Genomic DNA, 23,318 nt, shown 5'->3' on the forward strand with positions numbered 1-23,318 from the left:
CACCGGCATCGCCATTGGCATTCTGGTTGGCGTGCTGCTAAAGATTTTTGGCAAGAAGAAAAAGCAGTAAGCGGGTTTTAAAGGCAAACAGCGCCGAAAGCCTGTTCGAATAAACCGCCTTTACGCAGCAGGTAACGGCGGTTTTGAGCAATTGATAGGCGATTTTTGGCAAGGCGTCGAAAGCCAGGAATAAGCGTTCATCCTCCCTCATGCGCCGCCAGCAGGCACTCGTGGAATGCCTTCACCACCCGTTGCGGGCTGGGTGAACGCCGCACCACACAAGAATATTCACAGTGGTAGCGGAACAACTCCGGTTTAATCGCCCGCATCATATTCTGCGCGACGAAAAACGCCGCATAGTGGTCGGGAAGAAAGCCGACATACTTGCCGGAGAGGATTAAGGTCGCTATCGACTCCTGAGCAAAACCCGTCGCCTTGCGCTGCAAATGCTGCTGCAAACTTAACGCCATATTCGGCGAATGGTAACCCAATCCTGCAAAGGCATAATTGTGCAACAGATCCCAATTCAGCATGTCGTGATGATCGGAAAATAACTCATGCTGCGCACCGCAATATAAGAACATCCTCTCATTGAATAAAGAACTATAAGATAAACTTTCCGCATTGCGGTGCATTGGAATAACGCCAATCTGAAACTGCCCGTCAATAACGCCACGCTCAATGGTATTTATCGGCTCCACGTACATTTGCAAAGACACGTCCGGCGCACGCTCGCTGAATAACGCAATTGCCCGGCCGATGTGCGCCTGCGGATTACTGACCGTATGATCAAATATTGCCACGTGCAGTTGGCCACCCATGCGTCGATGCACGTCATCCACCCCACGGCGAAAAGCCTCGGTGGCCGCCAGCAGGTTGATGGTTTCCTGGTAAATCAACAGCCCTTCGTCGGTGACGGCGAAGCCTTCCCGCCCGCGCTGGCACAGCGTCAGCCCCAGCCTTTGCTCCAGATCCTTGATATGTTTGCTGATGGTCGACAGGCTGATATTCAGCTCCAGCTCGGCGGCGCTCATTCCTCCGCAGTCGACCACCGCTTTAAACACCCGCAGCAACCGCAGATCCATATCCGACAACTGCCCTAAAAGCGCGCGTTTTTTTACTTGCATAAAACCTTAAGTAAGTTTCGACATATGATTATTCACATTAGTGAAGAAGCGGAACATAGTCAATTTCACTCAACAATTCATTAACACGTTTATTTATACCCTATAGCTTTCAAGTTGCGGCCAGCTCGCTCATCCCCAGGCGCTTACTCAGTAAGTAACTGGTGTGAGCGAGTGCAGATAACAACGCTGTAACTTAAAAGATGACGGACATATTTAATTAACCGTACCTGTTCTCCTACCCGGAGGGAAAAATGGCTGATTTAAATCACCGCGAAAATAAACCCGATCGTGAATGGTTAGAAGCACATTGGATGCCATTTACCGGCAACCGTAATTTTAAAGCCAACCCGCGAATGATAAGTCACGCTGAAGGCACTTATTATACCAGCCAGGATGGGCGTAAGATTTTTGATGGTTTATCCGGCCTATGGTGCTGCGGATTGGGCCACGGCCGCCAGGAAATTGCCGATGCGGCCCACCGTCAACTTTCTCAGTTGGATTATTCCCCGGCGTTTCAATTCGGCCACTCATTATCTTTCGAACTGGCGAATAAAATTAAGGCCATGACGCCGGCCGGGCTGGATTATGTATTTTTCACCGGCTCCGGCTCCGAAGCGGCGGACACCTCGTTAAAAATGGCGCGCGCCTACTGGCGGGCCAAAGGCCAGGCAGGAAAAACCTGTTTTATCGGCCGTGAAAAGGGCTACCACGGCGTTAACTTTGGCGGTATTTCGGTGGGCGGCATCGCCGGTAACCGCAAGGCTTTTGGCGCAGGGGCGGAAGCGGACCATCTGCCGCATACCCTGCTGGCGGGTAACGCCTTTTCGCGCGGCATGCCCGCGCAGGGCGCCGAGCTGGCGGAAGAACTGAACCGAATTATCGCGCTGCGCGATGCGTCGACCATCGCGGCCGTGATTATCGAGCCCTTCTCCGGCTCCGCCGGGGTGATAGTGCCGCCAATCGGTTATCTGCAACGCATACGCGAAATTTGCAGCCAAAACAACATCCTGCTGATTTTTGACGAAGTGATCACCGCCTTCGGCCGCTGTGGCGCGTTGACCGGCGCCGAGGCGTTCGGCGTCACGCCAGACATCATGAATATCGCCAAACAGGTGACCAACGGTGCGCAGCCGATGGGTGCGGTGGTGGTCCAACCGGCGATTTACGATGCCTTCATGCACACCGACGAGCCGGAATACCTGCTCGAATTCCCGCACGGTTATACCTATTCCGCCCACCCGGTCAGCTGTGCCGTGGGGCTGGCGACGCTGGATATCATTGAGCGCGAACAGATGATCGAACGGGTACAGGCATTGGCTCCCTATTTCGAACAGGCGGTACATGGCTTGCAAGGCTGCAAGCACGTCACCGATATCCGCAATGTTGGCCTGGCGGCAGGCATCACACTGGCGGCGCGGCCAGGGGAAGCGGCGCGCAGGCCGTATGAAGCGGCGATGCACTGCTGGGAAAACGGGTTTTACGTCCGCTATGGCGGCGACACCCTCCAACTGGCACCGCCGTTTATCAGCAGCGAAGCGCAGATCGACTCGCTGATCAACGCCTTGGGCGACGCCCTCAACGCAACCGAATAAGGAGCGAATGCCATGCCCATTTCACATTGGATCAACGGCCAGCCCGCCGCCGGCGGCACCCGCAGCCAACCGGTGTTCGATCCGGCGACCGGGCTATCGCACCGGCAGGTGCTGCTGGCGGACTCCGCCACGGTGGAAAGCGCCATCGATGCCGCAGAACGGGCCTACCCAGCCTGGCGAGACACCCCACCGCTGAAGCGCGCCAGGATCATGATTCGCCTCAAAGCGCTGCTGGAACAGCACGCAGAGCATATCTGCCGGCTGATTACCGCTGAACACGGCAAGGTACTCAGCGATGCTATGGGCGAATTGCAGCGCGGCATAGAGAATATCGAATACGCCAGCTATGCGCCGGAATTGCTGAAAGGCGAGCACAGCAAGGACGCCGGGCCGGGTATCGACAGCTGGAGCGAGTTTCAGCCGCTGGGGGTGGTGGCGGGCATCACGCCGTTCAACTTCCCGGCAATGGTGCCGCTGTGGATGTGGCCGATGGCGGTCGTGTGCGGCAATACCTTTGTGCTGAAACCGTCCGAACGCGTGCCCTCCGCCACGCTGTATATCGCCCAGTTGGCTTCAGAAGCCGGGCTGCCGCCAGGGGTGCTGAACGTCGTCAACGGCGATCGCGAAGCGGTGGACACCCTGTTGCACGATGTGCGCGTCAAGGCGGTGAGCTTTGTCGGTTCGACACCGGTGGCAGAGCACATCTACCACACCGGTTGCGGCCAAAATAAACGGGTGCAGGCTCTGGGCGGCGCGAAAAACCACGCGGTGGTGCTGCCGGACGCCGACATCGCAGGCAGCGTCAACGCCTTGATGGGGGCGGCATTCGGCTCCTGCGGCCAGCGCTGCATGGCCATCCCGCTGGTGGTCGCCGTGGGGGATGACACCGCCGACGCATTGATTGCCGGGCTGCGGCAATCAATGTCCGCCATGCGTGTCGGCATCGGCAGCGACAACCGCAACGACATGGGGCCATTGGTCACTCAACAGCATTATCAGAAGGTGAAAGGCTATATCGAACAAGGTGTTGAAGAAGGCGCAACCCTGGTGGTCGATGGCCGCACGTTGGCGGTGCGGGATGACGACGGACAAATCAGCCAGGGCTATTTCCTCGGCCCTACGCTGTTCGATAACGTGCGTCCCGGCATGCGGATTTACCAGGAGGAGATCTTTGGCCCGGTGCTGGGCATGGTGCGCGTCGGCACGCTGCAGGAGGCGATGGCGATGATTGACGCCCACGAATACGGCAACGGCACCTGCCTGTTCACTCGCGACGGCGAGGCGGCGCGTTATTTCTCCAGCCATATTCAGGTCGGCATGGTAGGCATCAACGTCGCGCTGCCGGTGCCGGTGGCCTACCACTCGTTTGGGGGTTGGAAGCGATCGCTTTTTGGCGATCTGCACGCCTACGGCCCGGATGCCGTCCGGTTTTACACCAAACGCAAAACCATCACCCAGCGCTGGCCTTCGTCCAGTGACGCCCAACATGCCACCTTCAGCTTCCCGTCCGGGCAGGGGTAATTCCATAATAAAAATAATGATTTTAGAGGGGCGAAGACATTCGCCCTCTTTTTCCACGCGCTCCCTTTAATCAGGCCCGGGCAACGACATGCCATCGCAATGTTCTATCGCACGATCGCCGTCCGCAATATCACTCACTTACGCGTTGTTAATGGGGTATTGAATGAAAGAGCACACACCAGAACATAAATTCAAAGGCAATCTCAGCGTCCTGGACGTGGTGATGATTACCGCCTCCGGCGTCACGCCGGCCAGCTCGATCTTCGTCATTGCCCCCTTGGCGATCGCCAGCGCCGGCAGCGGCGCTTTTATCTCATTCCTGATCGCCGCCTTTATCGCCGCGACCATCGCCCTGTGTTATGCCGAGCTGGGTGCCGCCCATCCCAGCGCAGGCGGCGAATACAGTATTGTCAAACGGCTGTTCGGCACCCTGTGCGGGCTGCAAACCTATTTGTTTATCCTCAGCGCCGCGCTGTTTGTGCCGGCAGTGCTGGCCACCGGTGCAGTGCCCTATCTGAACACCGCGTTGGGTACCCAATTTGACGCCTCCACCGCCGGCATGATCACCATCTTGATCGGCGGCGGCTGCGCTATTTTCAATATCAAAGCCAACGCCCTGCTGACCGGCGCCTTTCTGGTAGTCGAGATCGCGGTGCTGGGTTTAATCGCCTGGCTGGGGTTCAGTCACCCCCACCAGAGCACGGAGATCTTCACTGCGCCGGTCATGCTGGACCCGCAAGGCGTGCTGGCACCGGTCTCCATGCCCTTGATCGTCGCCATGGTCGGCGTCGCGCTGTTTTCCTACAACGGCTACGGGGCGGCGGTGTATATGGCGGAGGATATGCGTGAACAGGGCAAACCTATGGCCACCGCCATCATGCTGACGCTGGCGATCGTGGTGCTGGTCGAGCTATTGCCCTTCACCGCCCTGCTGATCGGCGCGCCCTCGTTAGCCGACATGGCCAAACAGGCCGATCCGGTCGGCTATGTGGTCAGCCAACTGGGCGGCCCGACGCTGGCACGGGTGGTCAGCGGCGCGATTTACCTGTCGGTGTTCAACGCCATTATCGCCATCGTGGCACAGTTCAGCCGGATGATGTTCTCCAGCGGGCGTGATGGCTTTTGGCTCCCGCAGGTGAATCGGGCGCTGAAAAAAATCCATCCTCGCTTCGGCACGCCGTGGATCGCCACCCTGCTGTTCGGCATCCCCTCGGCGCTGCTGGCCTTTTGCTCCAACCTTGGCGATCTGACCTCATTTACCGTGATCCTGCTGCTGCTGGTATACATCATCATGGCGGTAGCCGCGCTGATAAGCCGCCGCCGGACGCGTTTCCACCATCCCTATCTGATGCCGCTGTGGCCGCTGCCGGTGGCGATCGCCCTGCTCGGCTGCCTGTACGTACTGTGGACAATTTTAATCGCCAGCAGCCTGAAAGACTTTATTATCATTGCCGGCATCCTCTGTTTTGGTCTGACGCTGAGTTACATGCGCAACCGGCAAGCCGCCCCTCTTGTTGAACCCTCGATTGAAGGAGAATAACCATGTCGCAACGCGCTCAGGAGTTGGGTATTAACATCGGCCACGGCACACCCGGTCCGCTGAACGCCATCACCGACGTGCCCGGCGTTCGCGTCGGCCACGCCGGCATCCACGCCGATCTGGCCGATGGCCGCAGCGTCCGTACCGGCGTCACGGTGATCGAACCGCGTACCGGTCAGGCGCGGCAGTCGCCCTGCTTTGCCGGCGTTCACGTGCTTAACGGCAACGGCGACGCCACCGGCCTGGAGTGGATCCGCGAAGCCGGCCTGCTCACCAGCCCAATCGCCTTTACCAACACCCACAGCGTCGGCGTAGTGCGCGATAGCCTGATCGCGCTGGAGCGCGAAGCCTTGTCGCCGGCTGACGACGCGGTGTACTGGAGCATGCCGGTGGTGATGGAAACCTTCGACGGCCTGCTGAACGACATCAACGGTTTTCACGTCAAACCCGATCACGTTCGGCAGGCCCTGCAGGCTGCGCATGACGGGCTGCCGCAGGAAGGAGCGGTAGGTGGCGGCAGCGGCATGATCTGCCATGAGTTCAAAGGCGGCATCGGCACCGCTTCGCGCCGCCTGCCCGCCGAACGCGGCGGCTGGACGGTTGGCGCCATCGTGCAGGCCAACCACGGTAAACGCCAGTCGCTGCTGGTCGGCGGCTACCCGGTAGGCCGCCATCTGGGCCATATCGCCTCGCCGTTCACCCCGCAACTGCCGCATCCGGGCATGGGGTCGATCGTCGTCACGCTGGCCACCGATGCGCCGTTGTTACCGCATCAGTGTACCCGCCTGGCCCAGCGCGCCAGTATCGGCATCGCCCGTACCGGCGGCGGCACCGAGGACTCGAGCGGCGATATCTTTCTCGCCTTCGCCACCGGCAACGACGGTCTGCCCCCCGCCGACTACGCCAACAAAGGCGCGTTCACTACCCCGTTGCGCATGGTGAATAACGATTACATTTCCGATCTGTTTGCGGCGGCGGCCGAAGCGGTGGAAGAGGCGATAATCAACGCCCTGCTGGCAGCCAATACCGTTTCCGGCAACGGCCATCGGGCAGAAGGGCTAAGCGCGGAGCAATTACTTATCGCCCTGGAGAAGGCCGGCTGGCGGCGGTGAAAAGCCAAGGGCGCAGTGGTCAACCGCGCCCGCCATTGATCGCCTCGGCGTCGCAAAGCCCAAAACCCGCAATCAAGCCCGACAACGCAGAGCGCGGGCTTTTGGGGCGCGACCTAGGACTCGCCGCCCGGTTTCGGCGCCGGGTAGTCATAATCCAGTTTCAGCGGTTCGGCGTAAACGCTGTCCCACAGTTGACCGTAGAGTTTATCCAGCCGCTGGCTCATCGCCGGGCTGTGCAACACCAGTTCCAGGTTGCGCGAGTTATCCAGATAGCCGCCGGTCCAGTTGCTGGTGCCCACCCAGGCGATTGCGCCGTCGATAGTCATCAGCTTGCTGTGGATCACCCGGGCGAACGGAATGAAACCCTGGCTGGCCGGCGGAATGGTCACCACCTTTATTTGCACGTTCGGCACCAGCGCCAGGCTTTTCAGCCAGGCGATATCCGGTTTTTTGGTGTTCCAGTTGGCCACCATCAGCTCGATCTGCACGCCGCGCGCGGCGGCGCTGCGCAGGGCGTTATCGATGACCGCGTAATAAGGCCGGCTGCGTTCGGGGCCGTAAGACAACGGCGCATAGTCCATCACCTGCACCCGTACCCGCTGTTTGGCGTTCGCCAACAGACGCGGCAGTTCAACCTGCGAGTCAATCACGCCGGCCGGGTTATAGGCGCGTGGGCTGGCGACCAGATAGTTGCCCTGCGGCGTTGCCGCCGTGGGCTGATACGCCAGTTGCGGCACCGGTTTATCCGCCGTCAGCAACGCCTGTGCCCGCCAGTCCTGCTCGAAGATCGCCTGGATCTGCCCGACAACCCCGGCATCGCTGATGCGCAGCCCGGTTTCATGGATATGTTCCAACGCCCGCCAGTCGAAGTTCTGGCTGCCGACAAACGCCTGCTCGCCGTCCACCAACAGGTATTTGGCATGCAAAATACCGCCGCTCAACCGCTGGTAAGGAATTATGCGCAGCTCCAGGTTGGGGATCGCCTTCAACTGTTCCAGCGTCTCCGGGGTGGAGATACGGATCCCCTTCTCTTCCATCAGAAAACGGATTTTCACCCCGCGCTCACCCGCCGCTTTCAGGTGTTGCAGCACGCCGTCCAGCAGCGAACCCTGTTGGTTCGCCACATAGAACTGGCCCAGATCGATGCGGGTTTTCGCCGCATCGAACATCTGCTGCCACACCTCGGCGGTGTTGCGCAGGTCATCCGCCTGCAACGCGGTTTCCACCGGCGCGGTATACACCAGCTCGTAGCCGGGAATATCAAAACGCGCCGCCGCACTTTGGCTCAACATCAACAGACAGCCACCCCATAACGCCGTGTAAAGGCGGCCCAATGGCCGCCGTGGTTGATGGCCATTAGGCATAGCGCGGTGCCTCACTGTCAACCCATTGCTCGCGGCTGTCGTTTTCCGGGCGGCTGGCCGGTGCACCGGCACGGATCAACAACACTTTCAGCAGTTCGTTGATGCGTTCCATGCGGCTTTGCAGGTAGTTGTTGCCCACCAGGCACAAGAGCGCGATGGCGATCCCCAGCCCGGTGGCATACAGCGCGGTCCCCATGCCGGCGGACACCAGGCTCGGTTCGGATACCCCGGAAGCGGCCAGCGCCTTAAAGGTTTCGATAATCCCCATCACCGTCCCCAACAGCCCCAGCAGCGGAGCGGCGGTGACGATGGTTTCCAGCAGCCACAGGCCACGCGCCATCAGCGGTTTGCTCAACAGATATTGTGCATCGACCAAGTCGCCTATCGCTTCGCGGTCACCGGCGCGGTGCTTCTGCTCCAGTACCGGTGCGATCACCGCCAGCGGCAGGCTGTTGCGCTGGGTCAGTTCGTCCGGCAGATCGGCGGCGCGATGCACGTCCGGCGTCAGCGCCTGCTCCAAACGACGGGCCTGGCGCTGGGTGTAGGCAAAATACAGCGCGCGTTCGATAATGATCACCAGCGCAATCGCCAGCGCGGCGTACATCACGTAGAAAATAATGTCGTGCAATAAATTGGCATTCATAATATACCCCTAAAATGAGTTAAAAGGTGGCTTCCAGCGACACGCTGAAGGTGCGCTCTTCCCCGACGTTGTAATACGGCGTACTGGCTTTCACGCCGCCATAAGGCGCGGCGTTGAAGGTGGTGGTACGTACCGAGGTCAGGTATTCCTTGTCAAACAGGTTGCTGACGCCAAAGCGCAGCGCTGCGCTTTTGATGATTTTCTTGTCCACCGGCAAATGCACCCCCGCCGCCAGATCGAACACCGTGCGGCCGCCGATCTTCTCGTCGTTGGTCAGATCGCCGTAGAACGAACTGACGTATTTGCCGCTGACGCTGCCGTAATACAGGCCGTCGTCGTAGCCCAGCGTCATGTTCAGCAGGTTTTTCGGCACGTTCGGCACCTCTTTACCGGACGTCGGCAGCGGCAACCCGCCGTTGCTGACGATGTCGTTCTTCTGCTTCGACTGGGTATAGGTGTATGAGGTGTAGTAGTTAAAGTTGTGCGGCAATTGGCCGCTCCACTCCAGCTCCAGCCCTTTGTTCTCCACGTTGCCGATATTCATCATCTCGTAGTCGCCGGACGAGTTGGTGGTGGAGACCTGACGATCGCTGTAGCGCATATAGAACAGCGTGGCGCTCATCAGCATGTCTTCCTGCTGGAAACGCCAGCCCAGCTCGTGGTTCCAGCTCAGTTCCGGCTTGGTGCTGATCGAGTCGCCGACGTTGTACAGCACGTAGTTCGGTGGGGTACGCATGTTGCGCGTCAGGTTATAGAACACCTGATTTTCCTGGTTCAGCTTGTAGCTGGCGCTGAAGTTCGGCAGGAACTCGTGATAAGTGGCATCGCGCTTCTCCGGCGCGTTGTACAGGCTGCCCCGGTTGTCCCCTTTACGTTCCACGTACTGATAGGCCAGCCCGCCGACGAAGGTCCAGTCCGGCGTGGCGTACCAGGTATCCTGCAGCCACACTTTCTGCGCCGGGGTGATGGTGTATTGGTTACGGCCCTGCACGGTATTGCCGTTGGCGTCCTGCACCTGATCGGAACCGCCCGGCTTGCCCGAAATCTGTGCCGGGTTGCCGTCGTCCTTGATGCTGATAAACGGTTGGGTCTGCAACTGACGCGCGCGTTCATACCAGTAGCCGATATCCAGGCTGTGCTGGTCGTTGATGTCCCACTTCAGCTTGGTGGTAATGCCGGGGCGCCAGGTCTGGGTCCACGACGGGCGGTAATAGGTGTTGGACTGCAAATTGCCGAGATCGTACTGCCCGGCCTTGTCCGACGTATTGGACAGCACCGACGCCGTCTGGCCGGTGAAGCTGCCGCCGTTGCCCCAGTAGTAATACGGCTGCAGGGTCAGCGACAGATTGTCGCGCAGCTGCAACTTTTGGGTGAATGACAGCGTGAAGGTGTCGAACGGGTTGCGGTTGAGCTTGTAGTACTTGTTCAACTGGCCCTTGCTGTTGTATTCCGGCGTAGTGGCATAGTCGGTATAGCGCCCGTCGCTTTCGAACTGTGCCTTGCTCAGGGTGTTGTAGTTGACGTTCTGCTGGCGGTTGTACTTCATGATCAGGTTGCTGCTGTTGCCGTTGCCGTCTTCGTACAGCGAGTTCATCTCGAATTTGTTGGAATATTCGCGCCCTTCACCGCGCCATTTTTTCGCTTCGGTGTGAGAATAGGAGATCCAGTTGCTGAAACCGTTGTACTCGCCGGTTTCCAGACGGGCAAAGGTTTTGCTCAGGTTGTTGCTGCCCAGCGTCTGTTTGACGAAGCCGCCGAAATCTTTTGCCGGCCGGCGCGTCACCATGCCGATATTGCCGCCGCTGGAACCGATATGCGGGCCGTCCGCCTCGGATGATCCCTGGGTGACGAACACTTCCTCCAGGTTCTCCGAGTCACCCAGCAGGTTCGGGTAAACCGCATAGTTGCCGGAGTCGTTGATCGGGATACCGTCCATCGACAGACCGATCTGATCCGAGTTCATGCCGCGCATGGTGTAATCGACGCCGCTCAGGCCGCTGGCGTCGTTACTGTTGACGTTCAGGCCCGGGGTGTATTTCAGTTTGTCGATGGCGTTGGCCGCCGCCGGCATTTTATCCATCGCCTCTTTGGTGACGGTGGAGCGCGCCTTGGCGCTGTCGTCCTGCACCATCATGCCGCCGCCCAGCGACTGCCCTTTCACGCTGATGGTACCGACGTCGGTGGTGTCCGCCGCCAGCGCCGCGCCCGGCAGCATCGCCGACATCACCGCCAGATAAATCCCAGATCGATTGAAAGACTTCATTGTTTCCATCCCCTAAAAAATCAAACTGTTATGCCAGGTCACTAAGGCGCCTGATAATTGAACGTGGCTGAAAATCGTTTTGTCGTTTGCCCGGCGAAAGCGTCGTTCGGGAAAGGCTTCACCTGGCTGATGCTTTGCAAACTGCTCATCGCCGCGCGGTTGAGCAGCATGCTGGCAGCCTTGTTGGCGATGCCGGAAGAGAGCACCCGGCCGCTGCGATCGACCTCCAGCCAGACCTCGACGTTGCCCTGCGGCCGTTCGAGCGAAGCCTGGCGTCCGCTCGGGTAGCGCTTACGCTGTTCCAGTTCGCGGCGCAGTGCCTGCAAATAACCGTTTTCGATCGCCTGGGCGTTGACCTTCGGCGCGGCAGGTGCGGCCGGCGTTGGCGCAGGCTTGCTGACCAGCGCTTTCGGCGCAGGCTGTGCGGATACCGGTTTGGCCTTTTCTACCGGTTTGGCTTTCTCTTTCACCGGTTTGGGCTTGGGTTTTGGCTGCGGTTTAGGGAGCGGCTTGGCCTCGATAATCGGCGCCGGCGCCGGCACCACAGGTTCAGGAATGGGTTCCGGTTCCGGTGGCGGGGGTTCGGGTTGCGGCGGGGTTTCCACCGGCGGCGCCGGCTGAGGTTCCGGCTCCGGCTCGACCAGCGCCAGTTCCATGGTGGTGTCGTCATAGCGTGGCTGGATTTTCAGCGCCGCCTGCTGGCTGGCGAACAGCAAACAGCCCGCCACGATCAGCGCCGGCAGCCAGCTGAAAAGGTGACGTGAACGATAGAGCAGGTACATGTCACAGCTTCCGTGTGGCGATAGAGACGGAATAGAATCCGCCCTGGCGCAGGTTATCCATCACCGCCACCAGCCGCTCCACCGCAACGCCCTTGTCGCTGTTGACGATAATGGTGGTGGTCTGGTTTTCCTGCTGCTGCTGTTTGAGCGTGCCGACCAGCGCGTCAAGCGCCACCGGTTGGCCGTCCAATTGCAATTGCTCCTCTGCCCCCAGCGTGATGATCGCTTTCTTCTGCGGCTTCAGTTGCTGAGCGCTGCCGGCAGAGGGCAACTGGGTCTTCAGCCCCAGCGCCGGGATCACGTTCAGGCTAATCAGCACAAAAAACACCAGCAAAAACATCATCACGTCGATCATGGGGATCAACTCGATGTGCGCCTTGTTCTTTTTCGGTTCGTTCCAGTTACGCATGGCTCTCCCTCCCAAAAGCAAAGCAGCCAATATAGGAGGCGTTTGTTTACCTTTCGTTACGCTTTTGTGATCTTATTCTCACAGAGAGGGTATTTTGCGAGGATTGTTTCAGGCGAAACCTGGCCGGACTGGTTATATAACCAATTAATTAATTGATATTTTTTATGTGATAATCGCAAGCGTATGTGCAAGGCAGGCAAAATAGCGGTGAGTGAATGTTATTACTCTAACAGGCCACAGCAAAACCTTCAGACCCTGTTTTTACGAGAAGAAAATAGCCGCGGCGTGGTACGCAAAATAGCGATTTTCAGCCAAAAAAAAGACGCCCGCAGGCGTCTTGTTCACATCACCGAATCAATCAGTTCACTTTAACCGGCATACCGGAACGGGCTTTGATCGCCGCGTCCACTTCGCTCTGGTTAACGGCAGGATCCATCACCACTTTGCCCACTGGCGCAGAAAGGGTTAACGGCACCGGATCTTTGGATTTCAGTTCTTCTTCGTTGGCGGAAAGCGGGTTGTGCACTTCCACGTAACGGGAACCGTCCGGCTCAACGGTGGCTTTCACCGGCTCGTTGATAAACTGCACGCGGGTGCCGACCGGCACGTTGTCGAACAGATATTTGATGTCGTCGGCACGCAGACGCACACAGCCGTGGCTCACGCGCAGGCCGATACCGAAGTTGGCGTTGGTGCCGTGGATCGCATACAGGCGGCCAACGTACAGCGCATACAGGCCCATCGGATTGTCCGGACCTGCCGGGAACACCGCCGGCAGGATCTCGCCGTCTGCCGCGTATTCTTCACGCATTTTGGCGGTTGGCGTCCAGGTTGGGCCGTCTTTTTTGCGCTGTACCGAGGTTACCCAGTTCAGCGGGGTGTCTTTACCCAACTGGCCGATACCGATTGGCAGCACGACCACGGTGTTGGTGCCTTTCGGGTAGTAGTACAGACGCATCTCGGCGCTGTTGATGATGATGCCCTGACGCGGGGCGTCCGGCAGGATCAACTGCTGTGGAATGGTCAGAGTACTGCCTGCTTTCGGCAAGAACGGATCCACGCCCGGGTTGGCTTCCAGCATATTGCTCAGGCCCATCTGGTATTGAGCGGCAAAGCTCTCCAGCGGCAGTTTGCTGTCTTCCGGTACGGTAATCTGGATGTTTTCACCCACCAGACGGCTGTCTTTGGCAGGTAAAGGATAAACGACAGCGAAGGCAGCCTGGCTGAATGCAACCAGCGCCGTAAACAGGGTTAATAACGCGCGAATGTTCATTTTCATCTTCGTGTTGGTCGGTGGCCACTGGCAGATTATTGATATAGGTTATTTTCGGCCATAAATGACCGGATGCGCATTATATGTGCACATTGAACTAAGTGCTAAACATTACCGGTGTCATGGCGCACTTTTTTGTAACCTGCTGCGGCGTGAAGATGAATTACTGTGAAAAACGCCGCTAAAGCGCGGCGGTTGACGGCGTCGTTCGGCGTATGGGGATCAGGTATTCACAACGGATTGCCGTGCTCGCTCCGTTGCACACCCCACCCGGCGTTGGGTAAAAACGCTCGATATCCTGCCCAGGCCGGCGGACCGCTTTCATCATCGGGATCGCGGTGTCGTACAGGCGGGCGATAAAGTTTTGCAATTCTTCCACCTTGCCCTGATAGACAAAACTGGCGTAGTCGCCTTGCTCGATAAACACCGCCTCGCCTTCCGCCTGCTGATCCGCCAGCGCCACGGTATAGACCACGCGCTTGCCACCGCGTTGGCGGTTGTCCGCTTCCAGGCTGGTGAGACCATACACCACCGTTGGTGGTTCGGCTTGCGTGCGTACCATTTGGCGCCAGGCGTGTTGGCGTAGCTCGTGTTTCGAATGCGGCAGTTGCCCCAGGGCGTAGCTGCCCCGCAGGGAACGCCCCACCAGTTGCATGGCCGGCAGGGTAACGATGTCCGCCTGCGGCAACGGCCCTTCACTCAAACGCAGCGGCGGCTGCATACCGTGGCTGGCCCAATCCGGGCTACGGCGATAGCCGGCCGGCGGCAAACCGAACTGCTTTTTGAAACAGCGGGTGAAGGTCTGCTGGGAATCAAACTGGTATTTATCGGCAATGCAGGCCACGCTGATGTGGGTGAGCCGCAACTCACGCGCAGCCGCGCTCAGCCTTCTGCGCCGGGCGTAGGTCCCCAGAACATGGCCGGTTACCTGTTTGAACAGCCGCTGCAAATGCCACTTGGAATAGCCGGATTTGGCGGCGATATCGTCCAGCGTCAGCGGCTGGTCAAGATTTTGCTCAATCCAGTCCAGCAGCTGCGTTATCACCTGTTGCTGATACATGGATTCCCCCTTATTGACTCAGTAAAGCCAACGCCAGCAGGCGCGCCCGCGCCTCGTCGGCGGCCACCAGCACCGGATAGCCCCAAAATTTGGCGGCGTACTCGGCGAATTCTTCGGCCATCGCGCATTGCGCCTCGTCCGGCTCCAGCATGATCATGCCCTTCACCCACAGCTGCAGCGCTTCACGGTTGTCGCGCTTCCACAGCGCCACCTGGGTGCGTTGGTCGCGATCGGGTTGATCGCCGGCGTCCCCCACCCGGCGATCGGACAAAATGACAAAGGGCTCGGCACGCGCCAGCAGCGCGCTGAACTCGGCCAGTTCGGCCTGCGTATCGCGCCCGTTTTGGCGCATCCACACCAGCGGAAAGTTAACGGGATCTAGAGACATCATCGGCATCCTTGAAAAAGCGCTTGGCACAGGCGCTTACTTTATCGGCGGCGACGCTAGACCGCATTGCGCAATCAAGACATAATATTTTTCAATCACGCCAAATTGAGAATAATTCTCATGACAGTCCAGATCGTCCGGCCGCGCTTTGACATCGACCAGGTGCCGCGCACCATTTTCGCCGTACAAAGCTCGACGATTGATGAAGACTGGGAAGTCGCTCCTCATCGTCACCACAAGGCGCAGCTGATCTACACCGTACGCGGCATGATCCGTTGCGAAGTGGCCAACGGGCTGTGGCTGGTGCCGCCGCAGTGCGCCCTGTGGATGCCCGGCAACGTGTTGCACAATGCCCAGGGCGCCGGTTCGACCGAAGCCTACTGCCTGTTTGTCGATCCCCTGGCTGCCGCTCACCTGCCGCAGAACTGCTGTACGCTGTCGGTATCACCGCTGCTGCGCGAACTGCTGCTGCAGGCCAGCACCTTCGATCCCTTTTACGACGAGCAGGGGCCGGAAGGACGGCTGACGACGGTGTTATTGGATCAGTTGGCGACCGCGCCGATAGAAAACCTGCACCTGCCGGTGTCCGACGATGCGCGCATCCGCCAGCTGATGGAGCGCATGCTGCATAACCCGGCGGATAAATCCACCCTCAGCCAGTGGGCGCAGCGTATCGGCATGAGCGAACGCTCTCTCAGCCGCACGCTGCAACAGCAGATGGGCATGAGCTTCGGCCACTGGCGGCGCCAGCTGCACGTGATGCTGGCGCTGCAGCGGTTAACTCAGGGGGAAAGCGTGCAACGGATTGCGCTGGATCTGGGTTACGAGAGCGCCAGCGGCTTCGTCACCATGTTCAGGAAAGCAGTGGGCAAACCGCCGGCGCGCTATCTGGCGGAGAGAAACGCCTCGGGCCAGACGGCCGGCGGCATTATCACCATGTAAAAAAGCCGGCTTTCGCCGGCTTGAACGTTGCATCAGAAATCGTAAAACACCGTGACCCAGGTGGAATCCGGCTCTTTGTCGCTGGTGTGGGCCAGCGTGCGTTCTACGTACACCGACAGCCCGTAGCCGATGGTGGTGCCCGCGCCAAAGTAAACGTGATTGGCGTGGTATTCTTCGTCGCCATTCAGCTGCAACGAGTCCGCCGCTACGTAAGGCTGGATCGATTTCAGGTACGGCTTATCGATATTGAAGGTGTAGCCGACGAAGCCTTCCACCCCGTAGCCGCTGCCGGCGAAATAATGCGACAGCGTGCGTTCGCGGGTGCTCGGCACATAGTCCTTGTAATAGCTGGCGGTGCCGACGATATACCAGTTATTCGGCTGCCAGGTCAGCGCAGTGCCGGACAGCTGCTGGTGATAGTCTTTCTCGTTATACAGGTTGTCTTTCATCTTCGCGTCGGTGTAGCTGTAGGCGGCGCTGAAGGTGAATTCTTTCGTTACCTTATAGTCGAAGCCCAACCCGCCGCCGCCCTTGCGGCGATAGCTGAGATTATCCGCGGTGTGCAGATCGTCTTCCGGTAATAAATAGTTGGCGTACAGAGTGACCGGCCCAAAATCATTGGTGTATTTAATGCTGTTCTTCGGTTTATTACCGCCGTCATAGTCGCCGGAAATACCGATGCCGGTGCCGCCCGCATGACCGTCGTTATCCCAGACGTCGCTTTTAATGCCGACCACGGAGTAATAAATACCGTACTGATGGCCGTAGGTTAACGTGCCGTAGCGGTCGTCCTTAAAGCCGGCGTACAGCTGGCGCTGGCGATCGCGCTGGCCATCTTCGTTGTAGTGGCCGTCCCAGCTCAGCGCGTGCGCGAGATCGACGCCCCACTCGTAGTAGCCGATGATCGAGGTGTCCTGCGTCAGCGCATAGTCGCCGCTGAAGCGGAAACGGGTGCCGCCGTCGTGGCCGTTTTTGTAATAACCCGGTTCAGGACCGTTATTGAAGATCCACTCGGGGCGAATGCTGCCGCCCACTTTTAAACTGAGCGGCGCCAGCAACACATTGCTCTGCGGGTTTTTATCTAAAATGGTGATCTCAGCCTGCGCGCTGCCGGATAACGCCGACAGCACGACGCCGCCAATGAATATTGGCGTTGTTATATTTCTCATTATTACCCCTGCCCGAAAAAGTTATTTTTATTAATACGGTGGTCTTAAGCCACGCATAAACAATTACCCGATGTGCGCAAATGGCGCAAGAGTTAAAAATTCATGTCATAGCCTATCGTTATCTTAAGCAGGATTAATTTTCGCCACAAAAGTATTCAACTGTAACCAAGAGAAAGTGGATGTAATATATCGCGCAATTAGTAAACTGCCCCACGCGATTTAATCGGAAAAATAACCAAGCTTTTACCCGGAAACTTTCATAGCTAATAACAAATAAATATTATTACCCCCAAAAAACCATCACTCGTGGGTATTATTTATGGCGGGAAAAACGGAGCGCAGCGGCGCGCTCCGGAGGGAAATTACTGCGCCAGCCAGCCGCCGTCCATATTCCAGGCAGCGCCACGCACCTGCACCGCCGCTTCGCTGCACAGGAACAGGGCCAGCTCGCCGAGCTGTTGCGGGGTAACGAACTCCAGCGAAGGCTGCTTCTCCGCCAACAGATCGTCGCACGCCTGCTGCGGATCGACCCCGGCGGCGATGCGCTGGTCGATTTGCCGCTGCACCAACGGCGTCAACACCCAGCCGGGGCAAATGGCGTTACAGGTGATCGGCGTGCGCGCGGTTTCCAGCGCAAGGGTTTTGGTCAGCCCCACCACGCCGTGCTTGGCCGCCACATAGGCCGATTTGTCCTTCGAGGCCACCAGCCCGTGTACCGAGGCCACGTTGATAATGCGCCCCCAGTTGCGCTGGCGCATGCCGGGCAACGCCAACCGGCTGGTGTGGAATACCGATGACAGATTGATGGCGATAATGGCATTCCACTTGTCGACCGGGAATTGATCCACCGGCGCCACATGCTGAATGCCGGCGTTGTTCACCAAAATGTCCACCCCGCCGAACTCGCGCCCGGCGTAGCGCATCATGTCGGCGATCTGCTCAGGATCGCTGAGATCGGCGCCGTGATAGCCGGGCGCCTTCCCCAGCCGGGCGATCTGTTCGCGCGCCTGCTCCACGTCGCCGAAGCCGTTGAGGATCACGCGCGCGCCGGCGGCAGCCAGGCTGGCCGCCAGCCCGAGGCCGATGCCGCTGGTCGAGCCGGTCACCAGCACGGTTTTGCCTTGTAAACTCATGGTATCGCTCCTTTAAACAATGCCGGTCAGGTAGAACACGCCGATCACGAACAGCACTGCGGCGCTCTTGATCAGGGTGATGGCGAAGATGCCGCCATAGGCCTGGCGGTGGCTGAGACCGGTGATCGCCAACAGGGTGATCACCGCGCCGTTGTGCGGCAGGGTATCCATGCCGCCGCTGGCCATCGAGGCCACCCGGTGCAGCACCTCCAGCGGGATCTGCGCCGCATGGGCAGCGGCGATAAAGCTGTCGGACATCGCCGCCAGCGCAATGCTCATGCCGCCAGAGGCCGAACCGGTGATACCGGCCAGCAGGGTGACGCTGATCGCCTCATTCATCAGCGGATTGGGGATGGCCGCCAGCGCCTTCGACAACACCAGAAAACCCGGCAGCGCCGCAATGACCGCACCGAAGCCGTATTCCGAGGCGGTATTCATCGCCGCCAGAATCGCCCCGCTGACCGCCGTTTTACTGCCCTCCGCCAGTCGCCCGCGAATATTGCGGAAGCCGAAAATCACCACCAACGCAATACCCGACACCAGCGCCGCTTCCACCGCCCAGATGGCGGTGATCTTGCCGACCTCGGTTGTGATGGGTTTAGCCAGCCCCGGCAGCGTCAGCTCATGGCTGGTGCCGTACCACTGCGGGATCCAGTGGGTAAAACCGAGGTTGAGCAGCCCGACCAGGATCAGCGGCATAATGGCGATCAGCGGATTGGGCAGGTTGATGTTGTCCGGGGTTTCCGGCTCGTTGAGCAGTTCGGTGCCGTAGCCTTCCCCCTTCGACTGCGCGTTGCGCCGCTGACGCTCAAGATACAACAGCCCAACCGCGATGATGAACAGCGAACCGATCAGCCCCAGCCAGGGTGCGGCCCAGGCATTGGTGCCGAAGAAACTGGTCGGAATGATGTTCTGGATCTGCGGCGTGCCGGGCAGGGCGTCCATGGTGAACGAGAACGCGCCGAGCGCCACCGTCGCCGGGATCAGCCGTTTGGGAATGCCGCTCTGGCGGAACAGCTCGGCCGCGAAGGGGTAGACCGCAAAGGCCACCACAAACAGCGACACGCCACCGTAGGTCAGTAGCGCGCACACCAGCACAATCACCGGGATGGCGTGGCGACGGCCGAGGATGTTGATCGCTGCCGCCACTATCGAACGGGAAAAGCCGGACAGCTCAATCAGCTTGCCGAACACCGCCCCCAGCAGGAACACCGGGAAGTAGAGTTTGACGAAGCCGACCATTTTTTCCATAAACAGCCCGGTGAAAGTCGGGGCCACCGCGCCGGGATCGGTCAACAGCACCGCACCCAGCGCGGCGATCGGGGCAAACAAAATCACGCTGTAGCCGCGGTAGGCGGCCAGCATCAGTAATCCCAGTGCCGCCAGGGCAATCAAAACGCTCATCATCGCTCCTCAATATCGTTGTTATTGTCAGGTACAGAAGTGAGAAGTTAAGGCTTCAGCGCGAAGCGCAGCTGGTGCGCCCGCCGTTGTTGAATTCGCTCCCTGCGGGCCTTATCCCAGAGATAAAACCCCTGGCCGCTACGCAGCCCGGTATTGCCCTGGCGCAGACGATCTGCCACCAGCGTCATCATGCTTTCGTTGGTTGCCAGCTCCGGCAACAAATGACGGGCGATGTCCGCCACCGTCTCCAGCCCGGTCATGTCGGCGGCCTCCAGCGGGCCGACCATCGCATAGCGCCGCCCCAGCGAGGCGCGCATCACCTGATCCACTACCTCGGCGCTGGCGATGCCGCTGTGTACGATATGCAGCGCCTCACGCAGCACCGCAAACTGCAGCCGGTTGCCGACAAAGCCCGGCGCGGCGCGGTCCAGCACCACCGCCTCCAGCGCCATGCCGCTCAACAGCGCCTGCACCGCCGCCAGATGACGCGGTTCGGTGGCGCTGCCGGGCACGATCTCCACCAGCGGGATCAGGTGCGGCGGGTTCCAGAAATGGGCGATCAGCAGCCGCTGCGGATGAATCATGCGCACCGCCAGCTCGTCCGGCGGCAACCCGCTGGTGTTGCTGGCGATCACCGCGTCGTCGGCGATCAACCCCTCCAGTTGCTCGTACAGCGCGTGCTTCAGCTCGAGCCGCTCGGGGATCGCCTCGATCAGCAACCGGGCGCGCGCCACGTCGTCAAGTTGGTCGGTCACACTCAGCCGAGCCAGCGCGGTTGGGCTATCGGCGGCGGCAAACAGCCCCACATCGCTCAGTTCCGCCAAAATGCTGCCCGCCACTGCCGGCACCTCCGCCAGCCGCCGCGGGTCCGGATCGTACAGCAGCACCGCGTGGCCGTGGCGGGCAAAGTGGGTGGCGATGCCTACCCCCATCAGCCCGGCGCCCAGCACCACATAGTCAGGTGAACGCATCATGATCTCCTCGGGTTATCCAACGCGCTCAACCGCCAGCGCCACGCCCTGCCCGCCGCCGATGCACAGCATCGCCAGCCCCTTGTTCACTTCACGGCGCTGCATCTCGTGCAGCAGCGTGACCAAAATGCGGCAGCCGGAAGCGCCGATCGGGTGACCCAACGCTATCGCCCCGCCGTTGACGTTAACCCGCTCGGTATCCCAGCCCAGTTCCTTGCCTACCGCCAGCGCCTGCGCGGCGAAGGCTTCGTTGGCTTCGATCAGGTCGACCTCGTCCAGCCGCCAGCCGGCTTTCTCCAGGCAGCGGCGCGCGGCGGGCACCGGGCCGATGCCCATGAACGCCGGATCGACGCCCGAGGCGGCATAACCGGCGATGCGCGCCAGCACCGGCAACCGCAGCTCGGCGGCTTTTTCGGCGTTCATCAGCAGTACCGCCGCCGCACCGTCGTTCAGCGATGACGCATTACCGGCAGTCACCGTGCCCTCTTTGCGAAACGCCGGGCGCAGCCGAGCCAGCCCTTCCAGACGGGTATCGCCGCGCGGCTGCTCATCGTGCTCGACGCGCTGCGGTTCGCCTTTCGGCTTCGGCACCGACACCGGGGTGATCTCCTGCACAAAGCGCCCGGCCTGCTGCGCCGCCTGGGCCTTCTGCTGCGACGCCAGCGCAAACCTGTCTTGCTCCTCGCGGCTGATGGCGTACTTCTCCGCCAGATTTTCGGCGGTGATGCCCATGTGATAATCGTTGAAGGCGTCCCACAGGCCGTCGTGGATCACGCTGTCGACCAGTTGAGCGTGGCCGAGGCGCAGACCGGCGCGCGCACCGTTCATCAGGTAAGGTGCCTGGCTCATGCTCTCCTGACCACCGGCGATGACGGCCTCTGCGTCGCCGCAGCGGATGGCCTGCACCGCCAGCTGGATGGCCTTCAGGCCGGAGCCGCAGACCTTGTTGACGGTCAGCGCCGGTACGCTGTGAGGCAGCCCGGCGTTCAACGCGGTTTGGCGCGCCGGGTTCTGGCCGCAGCCGGCGGTCAGCACCTGCCCGAGGATCACCTCATCCACCTGCTGCGGCCGCACGCCGCTGCGTTCCAGCAGCGCTTTCACCACCAGGGTGCCGAGATCCACCGCCGTCAGCGGCGCCAGCGCGCCGTGAAAGCTGCCCACCGGGGTGCGGGTGGCGGCCACAATAACCACTTCACGTTGTTGCACATTCACCTCCAGCTTCAGAAACGCATTTCAGGCACCGTCGGCGGCACAATCAGCCGGCCGGCGGTTTTGGCGACGATCTCTTCCACGCTGACGCCGGGCGCGCGCTCGCGCAGCACGAAGGCGCCGTCTTCAATTTCCAGATAGGCCAAATCGGTCAACACCTTGCGGATGCAGTTGGCGCCGGTCAGCGGCAGCGTGCAGCGCGGCAACAGCTTGGATTCGCCGCCCTTCGAGGCGTGGGTCATCACCACGATGATGTTTTCCGCCCCCGCCACCAGATCCATCGCGCCGCCCATGCCCTTGACCATCTTGCCGGGGATCATCCACGAAGCGATGTTGCCCGCGACGTCCACTTCGAACGCGCCCAGCACGGTAAGATCGACGTGGCCGCCGCGGATCATGGCGAACGACTGCGCCGAGTCGAAGATCGACGCGCCGATGCGCGCGGTCACGGTCTGTTTGCCGGCGTTGATCATGTCGGCGTCCAGCTGTTGCTCGGTCGGGAACTCGCCCATCCCCAGCAGGCCGTTTTCCGACTGCAGCATCACGTCCATGCCCGGCGGCACGTAGTTGGCCACCAGCGTCGGGATGCCGATGCCCAGATTGACGTAGTAGCCGTCTTTCAGTTCCTGCGCCACGCGCTGCGCCATTTGTTCACGGGTAAGCATGCCTGTTCTCCTTATGCCCGCAGGGTGCGCTGCTCGATGCGCTTTTCGAAAGTGCCCTGGATCAGCCGGTCGACGTAGATGCCGGGAGTGTGGATCGCCGCCGGATCCAGCTCGCCAGGCGCGACGATCTCTTCCACCTCCACCACCGTGATACGCCCGGCGGTGGCCATCAGCGGATTAAAATTTTGGGCGGTATGACGGTAGACAACGTTGCCGAAGTGATCGGCCTTCCAGCCCTTGATGATGGCGAAATCGCCGGTGATGGCGGTTTCCATGATGTAGGGGCGGCCGTTGAACTCGCGCACCTCTTTGCCCTCCGCTACCGGGGTGCCGTAGCCGGTGGCGGTGAAGAACGCCGGAATGCCGGCGCCGCCGGCGCGGATTTTTTCCGCCAGCGTGCCCTGCGGCGTCAGTTCCACCTCCAGCTCGCCGCTGAGCGCCTGCTGTTCGAACAGTGCGTTCTCGCCAACGTAGGAGCCCACCACCTTGCGGACCTGACGGGTCTCCAGCAGCAGGCCGAGACCGAAACCGTCGACGCCGCAGTTGTTGGAAACTACCGTCAGGCCACGCACCCCGCGGCGGCGGATCTCATTGATCAGGTTTTCCGGGATGCCGCACAGGCCGAAACCGCCCGCCAGCACCGTCATATTGTCCGTCAGGCCGGCCAGTGCTTCCTGATAGCTGCCGACGCGTTTGTCTAGCCCTGCCATATCCTTGCCCCTGAATTCTGTGGCGCAGGGCGGTATGCCCT

21 protein-coding genes are annotated in these 23,318 nt (G+C 60.1%); 5 read left to right on the forward strand and 16 right to left on the reverse strand.

Annotated elements, in window-relative coordinates:
• Positions 1-197: 197 nt before the first annotated feature.
• Positions 198-1,127 carry a LysR family transcriptional regulator gene (locus tag QZQ97_RS14980; RefSeq protein ID WP_311994117.1) on the reverse strand — a complete coding sequence of 310 codons (930 nt, stop codon included), beginning with the start codon at positions 1,125-1,127 and terminating at the stop codon, positions 198-200.
• 251 nt (positions 1,128-1,378) lie between these two features.
• Between QZQ97_RS14980 and QZQ97_RS14985 the strand changes: the two genes are divergently transcribed.
• The 4 genes from QZQ97_RS14985 to QZQ97_RS15000 all read left to right on the forward strand — a co-directional run bounded on the left by QZQ97_RS14985 (position 1,379) and on the right by QZQ97_RS15000 (position 6,892).
• Positions 1,379-2,719: an aspartate aminotransferase family protein gene (locus tag QZQ97_RS14985; RefSeq protein WP_311994118.1), complete on the forward strand. Its 1,341-nt coding sequence runs from the start codon at positions 1,379-1,381 to the stop codon at positions 2,717-2,719.
• A 12-nt stretch (positions 2,720-2,731) separates the two neighbouring features.
• Positions 2,732-4,240 carry a CoA-acylating methylmalonate-semialdehyde dehydrogenase gene (locus QZQ97_RS14990; protein ID WP_311994119.1) on the forward strand — a complete coding sequence of 503 codons (1,509 nt, stop codon included), beginning with the start codon at positions 2,732-2,734 and terminating at the stop codon, positions 4,238-4,240.
• Positions 4,241-4,403: 163 nt separating this feature from the next.
• The gene (locus QZQ97_RS14995; RefSeq protein WP_311994120.1) at positions 4,404-5,780 is read left to right on the forward strand and encodes an APC family permease; all 1,377 of its coding nucleotides are present in this window, start codon (positions 4,404-4,406) and stop codon (positions 5,778-5,780) included.
• 2 nt (positions 5,781-5,782) lie between these two features.
• Positions 5,783-6,892, forward strand: coding sequence for a DmpA family aminopeptidase (locus QZQ97_RS15000; protein ID WP_311994121.1), 1,110 nt, complete (start codon positions 5,783-5,785; stop codon positions 6,890-6,892).
• Positions 6,893-7,005: 113 nt separating this feature from the next.
• Here QZQ97_RS15000 and QZQ97_RS15005 read toward each other — a convergent pair whose 3' ends face one another.
• From QZQ97_RS15005 to QZQ97_RS15040, 8 genes are all read right to left on the reverse strand, one after another.
• Positions 7,006-8,256: a phospholipase D-like domain-containing protein gene (locus QZQ97_RS15005; protein WP_311994122.1), complete on the reverse strand. Its 1,251-nt coding sequence runs from the start codon at positions 8,254-8,256 to the stop codon at positions 7,006-7,008.
• Positions 8,249-8,899, reverse strand: a complete 651-nt coding sequence (locus QZQ97_RS15010) for a MotA/TolQ/ExbB proton channel family protein (RefSeq protein ID WP_311994123.1) — start codon at positions 8,897-8,899, stop codon at positions 8,249-8,251. The genes QZQ97_RS15005 and QZQ97_RS15010 overlap by 8 nt, the downstream gene beginning before the upstream one ends.
• 19 nt (positions 8,900-8,918) lie before the next feature.
• Positions 8,919-11,162, reverse strand: coding sequence for a TonB-dependent receptor family protein (locus QZQ97_RS15015; protein ID WP_311994124.1), 2,244 nt, complete (start codon positions 11,160-11,162; stop codon positions 8,919-8,921).
• 41 nt (positions 11,163-11,203) lie between these two features.
• Positions 11,204-11,944, reverse strand: a complete 741-nt coding sequence (locus QZQ97_RS15020; protein WP_311994125.1) for an energy transducer TonB family protein — start codon at positions 11,942-11,944, stop codon at positions 11,204-11,206.
• Position 11,945: 1 nt separating this feature from the next.
• A complete protein-coding gene (locus QZQ97_RS15025) occupies positions 11,946-12,353 on the reverse strand; it encodes an ExbD/TolR family protein (protein ID WP_311994126.1) in 408 nt (135 codons plus the stop codon).
• A gap of 358 nt (positions 12,354-12,711) precedes the next feature.
• Positions 12,712-13,632 carry a L,D-transpeptidase family protein gene (locus QZQ97_RS15030; RefSeq protein ID WP_311994127.1) on the reverse strand — a complete coding sequence of 307 codons (921 nt, stop codon included), beginning with the start codon at positions 13,630-13,632 and terminating at the stop codon, positions 12,712-12,714.
• A gap of 175 nt (positions 13,633-13,807) precedes the next feature.
• On the reverse strand, positions 13,808-14,686 hold the full coding sequence (locus QZQ97_RS15035; RefSeq protein WP_311994128.1) for a helix-turn-helix domain-containing protein: 879 nt from the start codon (positions 14,684-14,686) through the stop codon (positions 13,808-13,810).
• A 10-nt stretch (positions 14,687-14,696) separates the two neighbouring features.
• Positions 14,697-15,077, reverse strand: a complete 381-nt coding sequence (locus QZQ97_RS15040; RefSeq protein WP_311994129.1) for a hypothetical protein — start codon at positions 15,075-15,077, stop codon at positions 14,697-14,699.
• A gap of 117 nt (positions 15,078-15,194) precedes the next feature.
• On the opposite strand from QZQ97_RS15040, the gene QZQ97_RS15045 reads away from it, so the two are divergent.
• Positions 15,195-16,016, forward strand: a complete 822-nt coding sequence (locus tag QZQ97_RS15045; protein WP_311994130.1) for an AraC family transcriptional regulator — start codon at positions 15,195-15,197, stop codon at positions 16,014-16,016.
• Between the two features lie 32 nt (positions 16,017-16,048).
• Here QZQ97_RS15045 and QZQ97_RS15050 read toward each other — a convergent pair whose 3' ends face one another.
• From QZQ97_RS15050 to QZQ97_RS15080, 7 genes are all read right to left on the reverse strand, one after another.
• The gene (locus tag QZQ97_RS15050; RefSeq protein ID WP_311994131.1) at positions 16,049-17,185 is read right to left on the reverse strand and encodes a porin; all 1,137 of its coding nucleotides are present in this window, start codon (positions 17,183-17,185) and stop codon (positions 16,049-16,051) included.
• A gap of 362 nt (positions 17,186-17,547) precedes the next feature.
• On the reverse strand, positions 17,548-18,318 hold the full coding sequence (locus QZQ97_RS15055) for a 3-hydroxybutyrate dehydrogenase (protein WP_311994132.1): 771 nt from the start codon (positions 18,316-18,318) through the stop codon (positions 17,548-17,550).
• A 12-nt stretch (positions 18,319-18,330) separates the two neighbouring features.
• Positions 18,331-19,725, reverse strand: a complete 1,395-nt coding sequence (locus QZQ97_RS15060) for a GntP family permease (protein ID WP_311994133.1) — start codon at positions 19,723-19,725, stop codon at positions 18,331-18,333.
• Between the two features lie 44 nt (positions 19,726-19,769).
• Complete coding sequence (locus QZQ97_RS15065; RefSeq protein WP_311994274.1) at positions 19,770-20,693, reverse strand: 3-hydroxyacyl-CoA dehydrogenase family protein; 924 nt, start codon at positions 20,691-20,693, stop codon at positions 19,770-19,772.
• Between the two features lie 15 nt (positions 20,694-20,708).
• Positions 20,709-21,899, reverse strand: coding sequence for an acetyl-CoA C-acetyltransferase (locus QZQ97_RS15070; RefSeq protein WP_311994134.1), 1,191 nt, complete (start codon positions 21,897-21,899; stop codon positions 20,709-20,711).
• Positions 21,900-21,913: 14 nt separating this feature from the next.
• Complete coding sequence (locus QZQ97_RS15075) at positions 21,914-22,567, reverse strand: CoA transferase subunit B (protein ID WP_311994135.1); 654 nt, start codon at positions 22,565-22,567, stop codon at positions 21,914-21,916.
• An 11-nt stretch (positions 22,568-22,578) separates the two neighbouring features.
• Entirely contained in the window at positions 22,579-23,277 is a 699-nt protein-coding gene (locus tag QZQ97_RS15080; protein ID WP_311994136.1) for a CoA transferase subunit A, read from the reverse strand.
• Positions 23,278-23,318: the final 41 nt, after the last annotated feature.

The sequence above is a fragment of the Serratia sp. root2 genome, assembly GCF_031931805.1.
Lineage (GTDB): Bacteria > Pseudomonadota > Gammaproteobacteria > Enterobacterales > Enterobacteriaceae > Serratia > Serratia inhibens.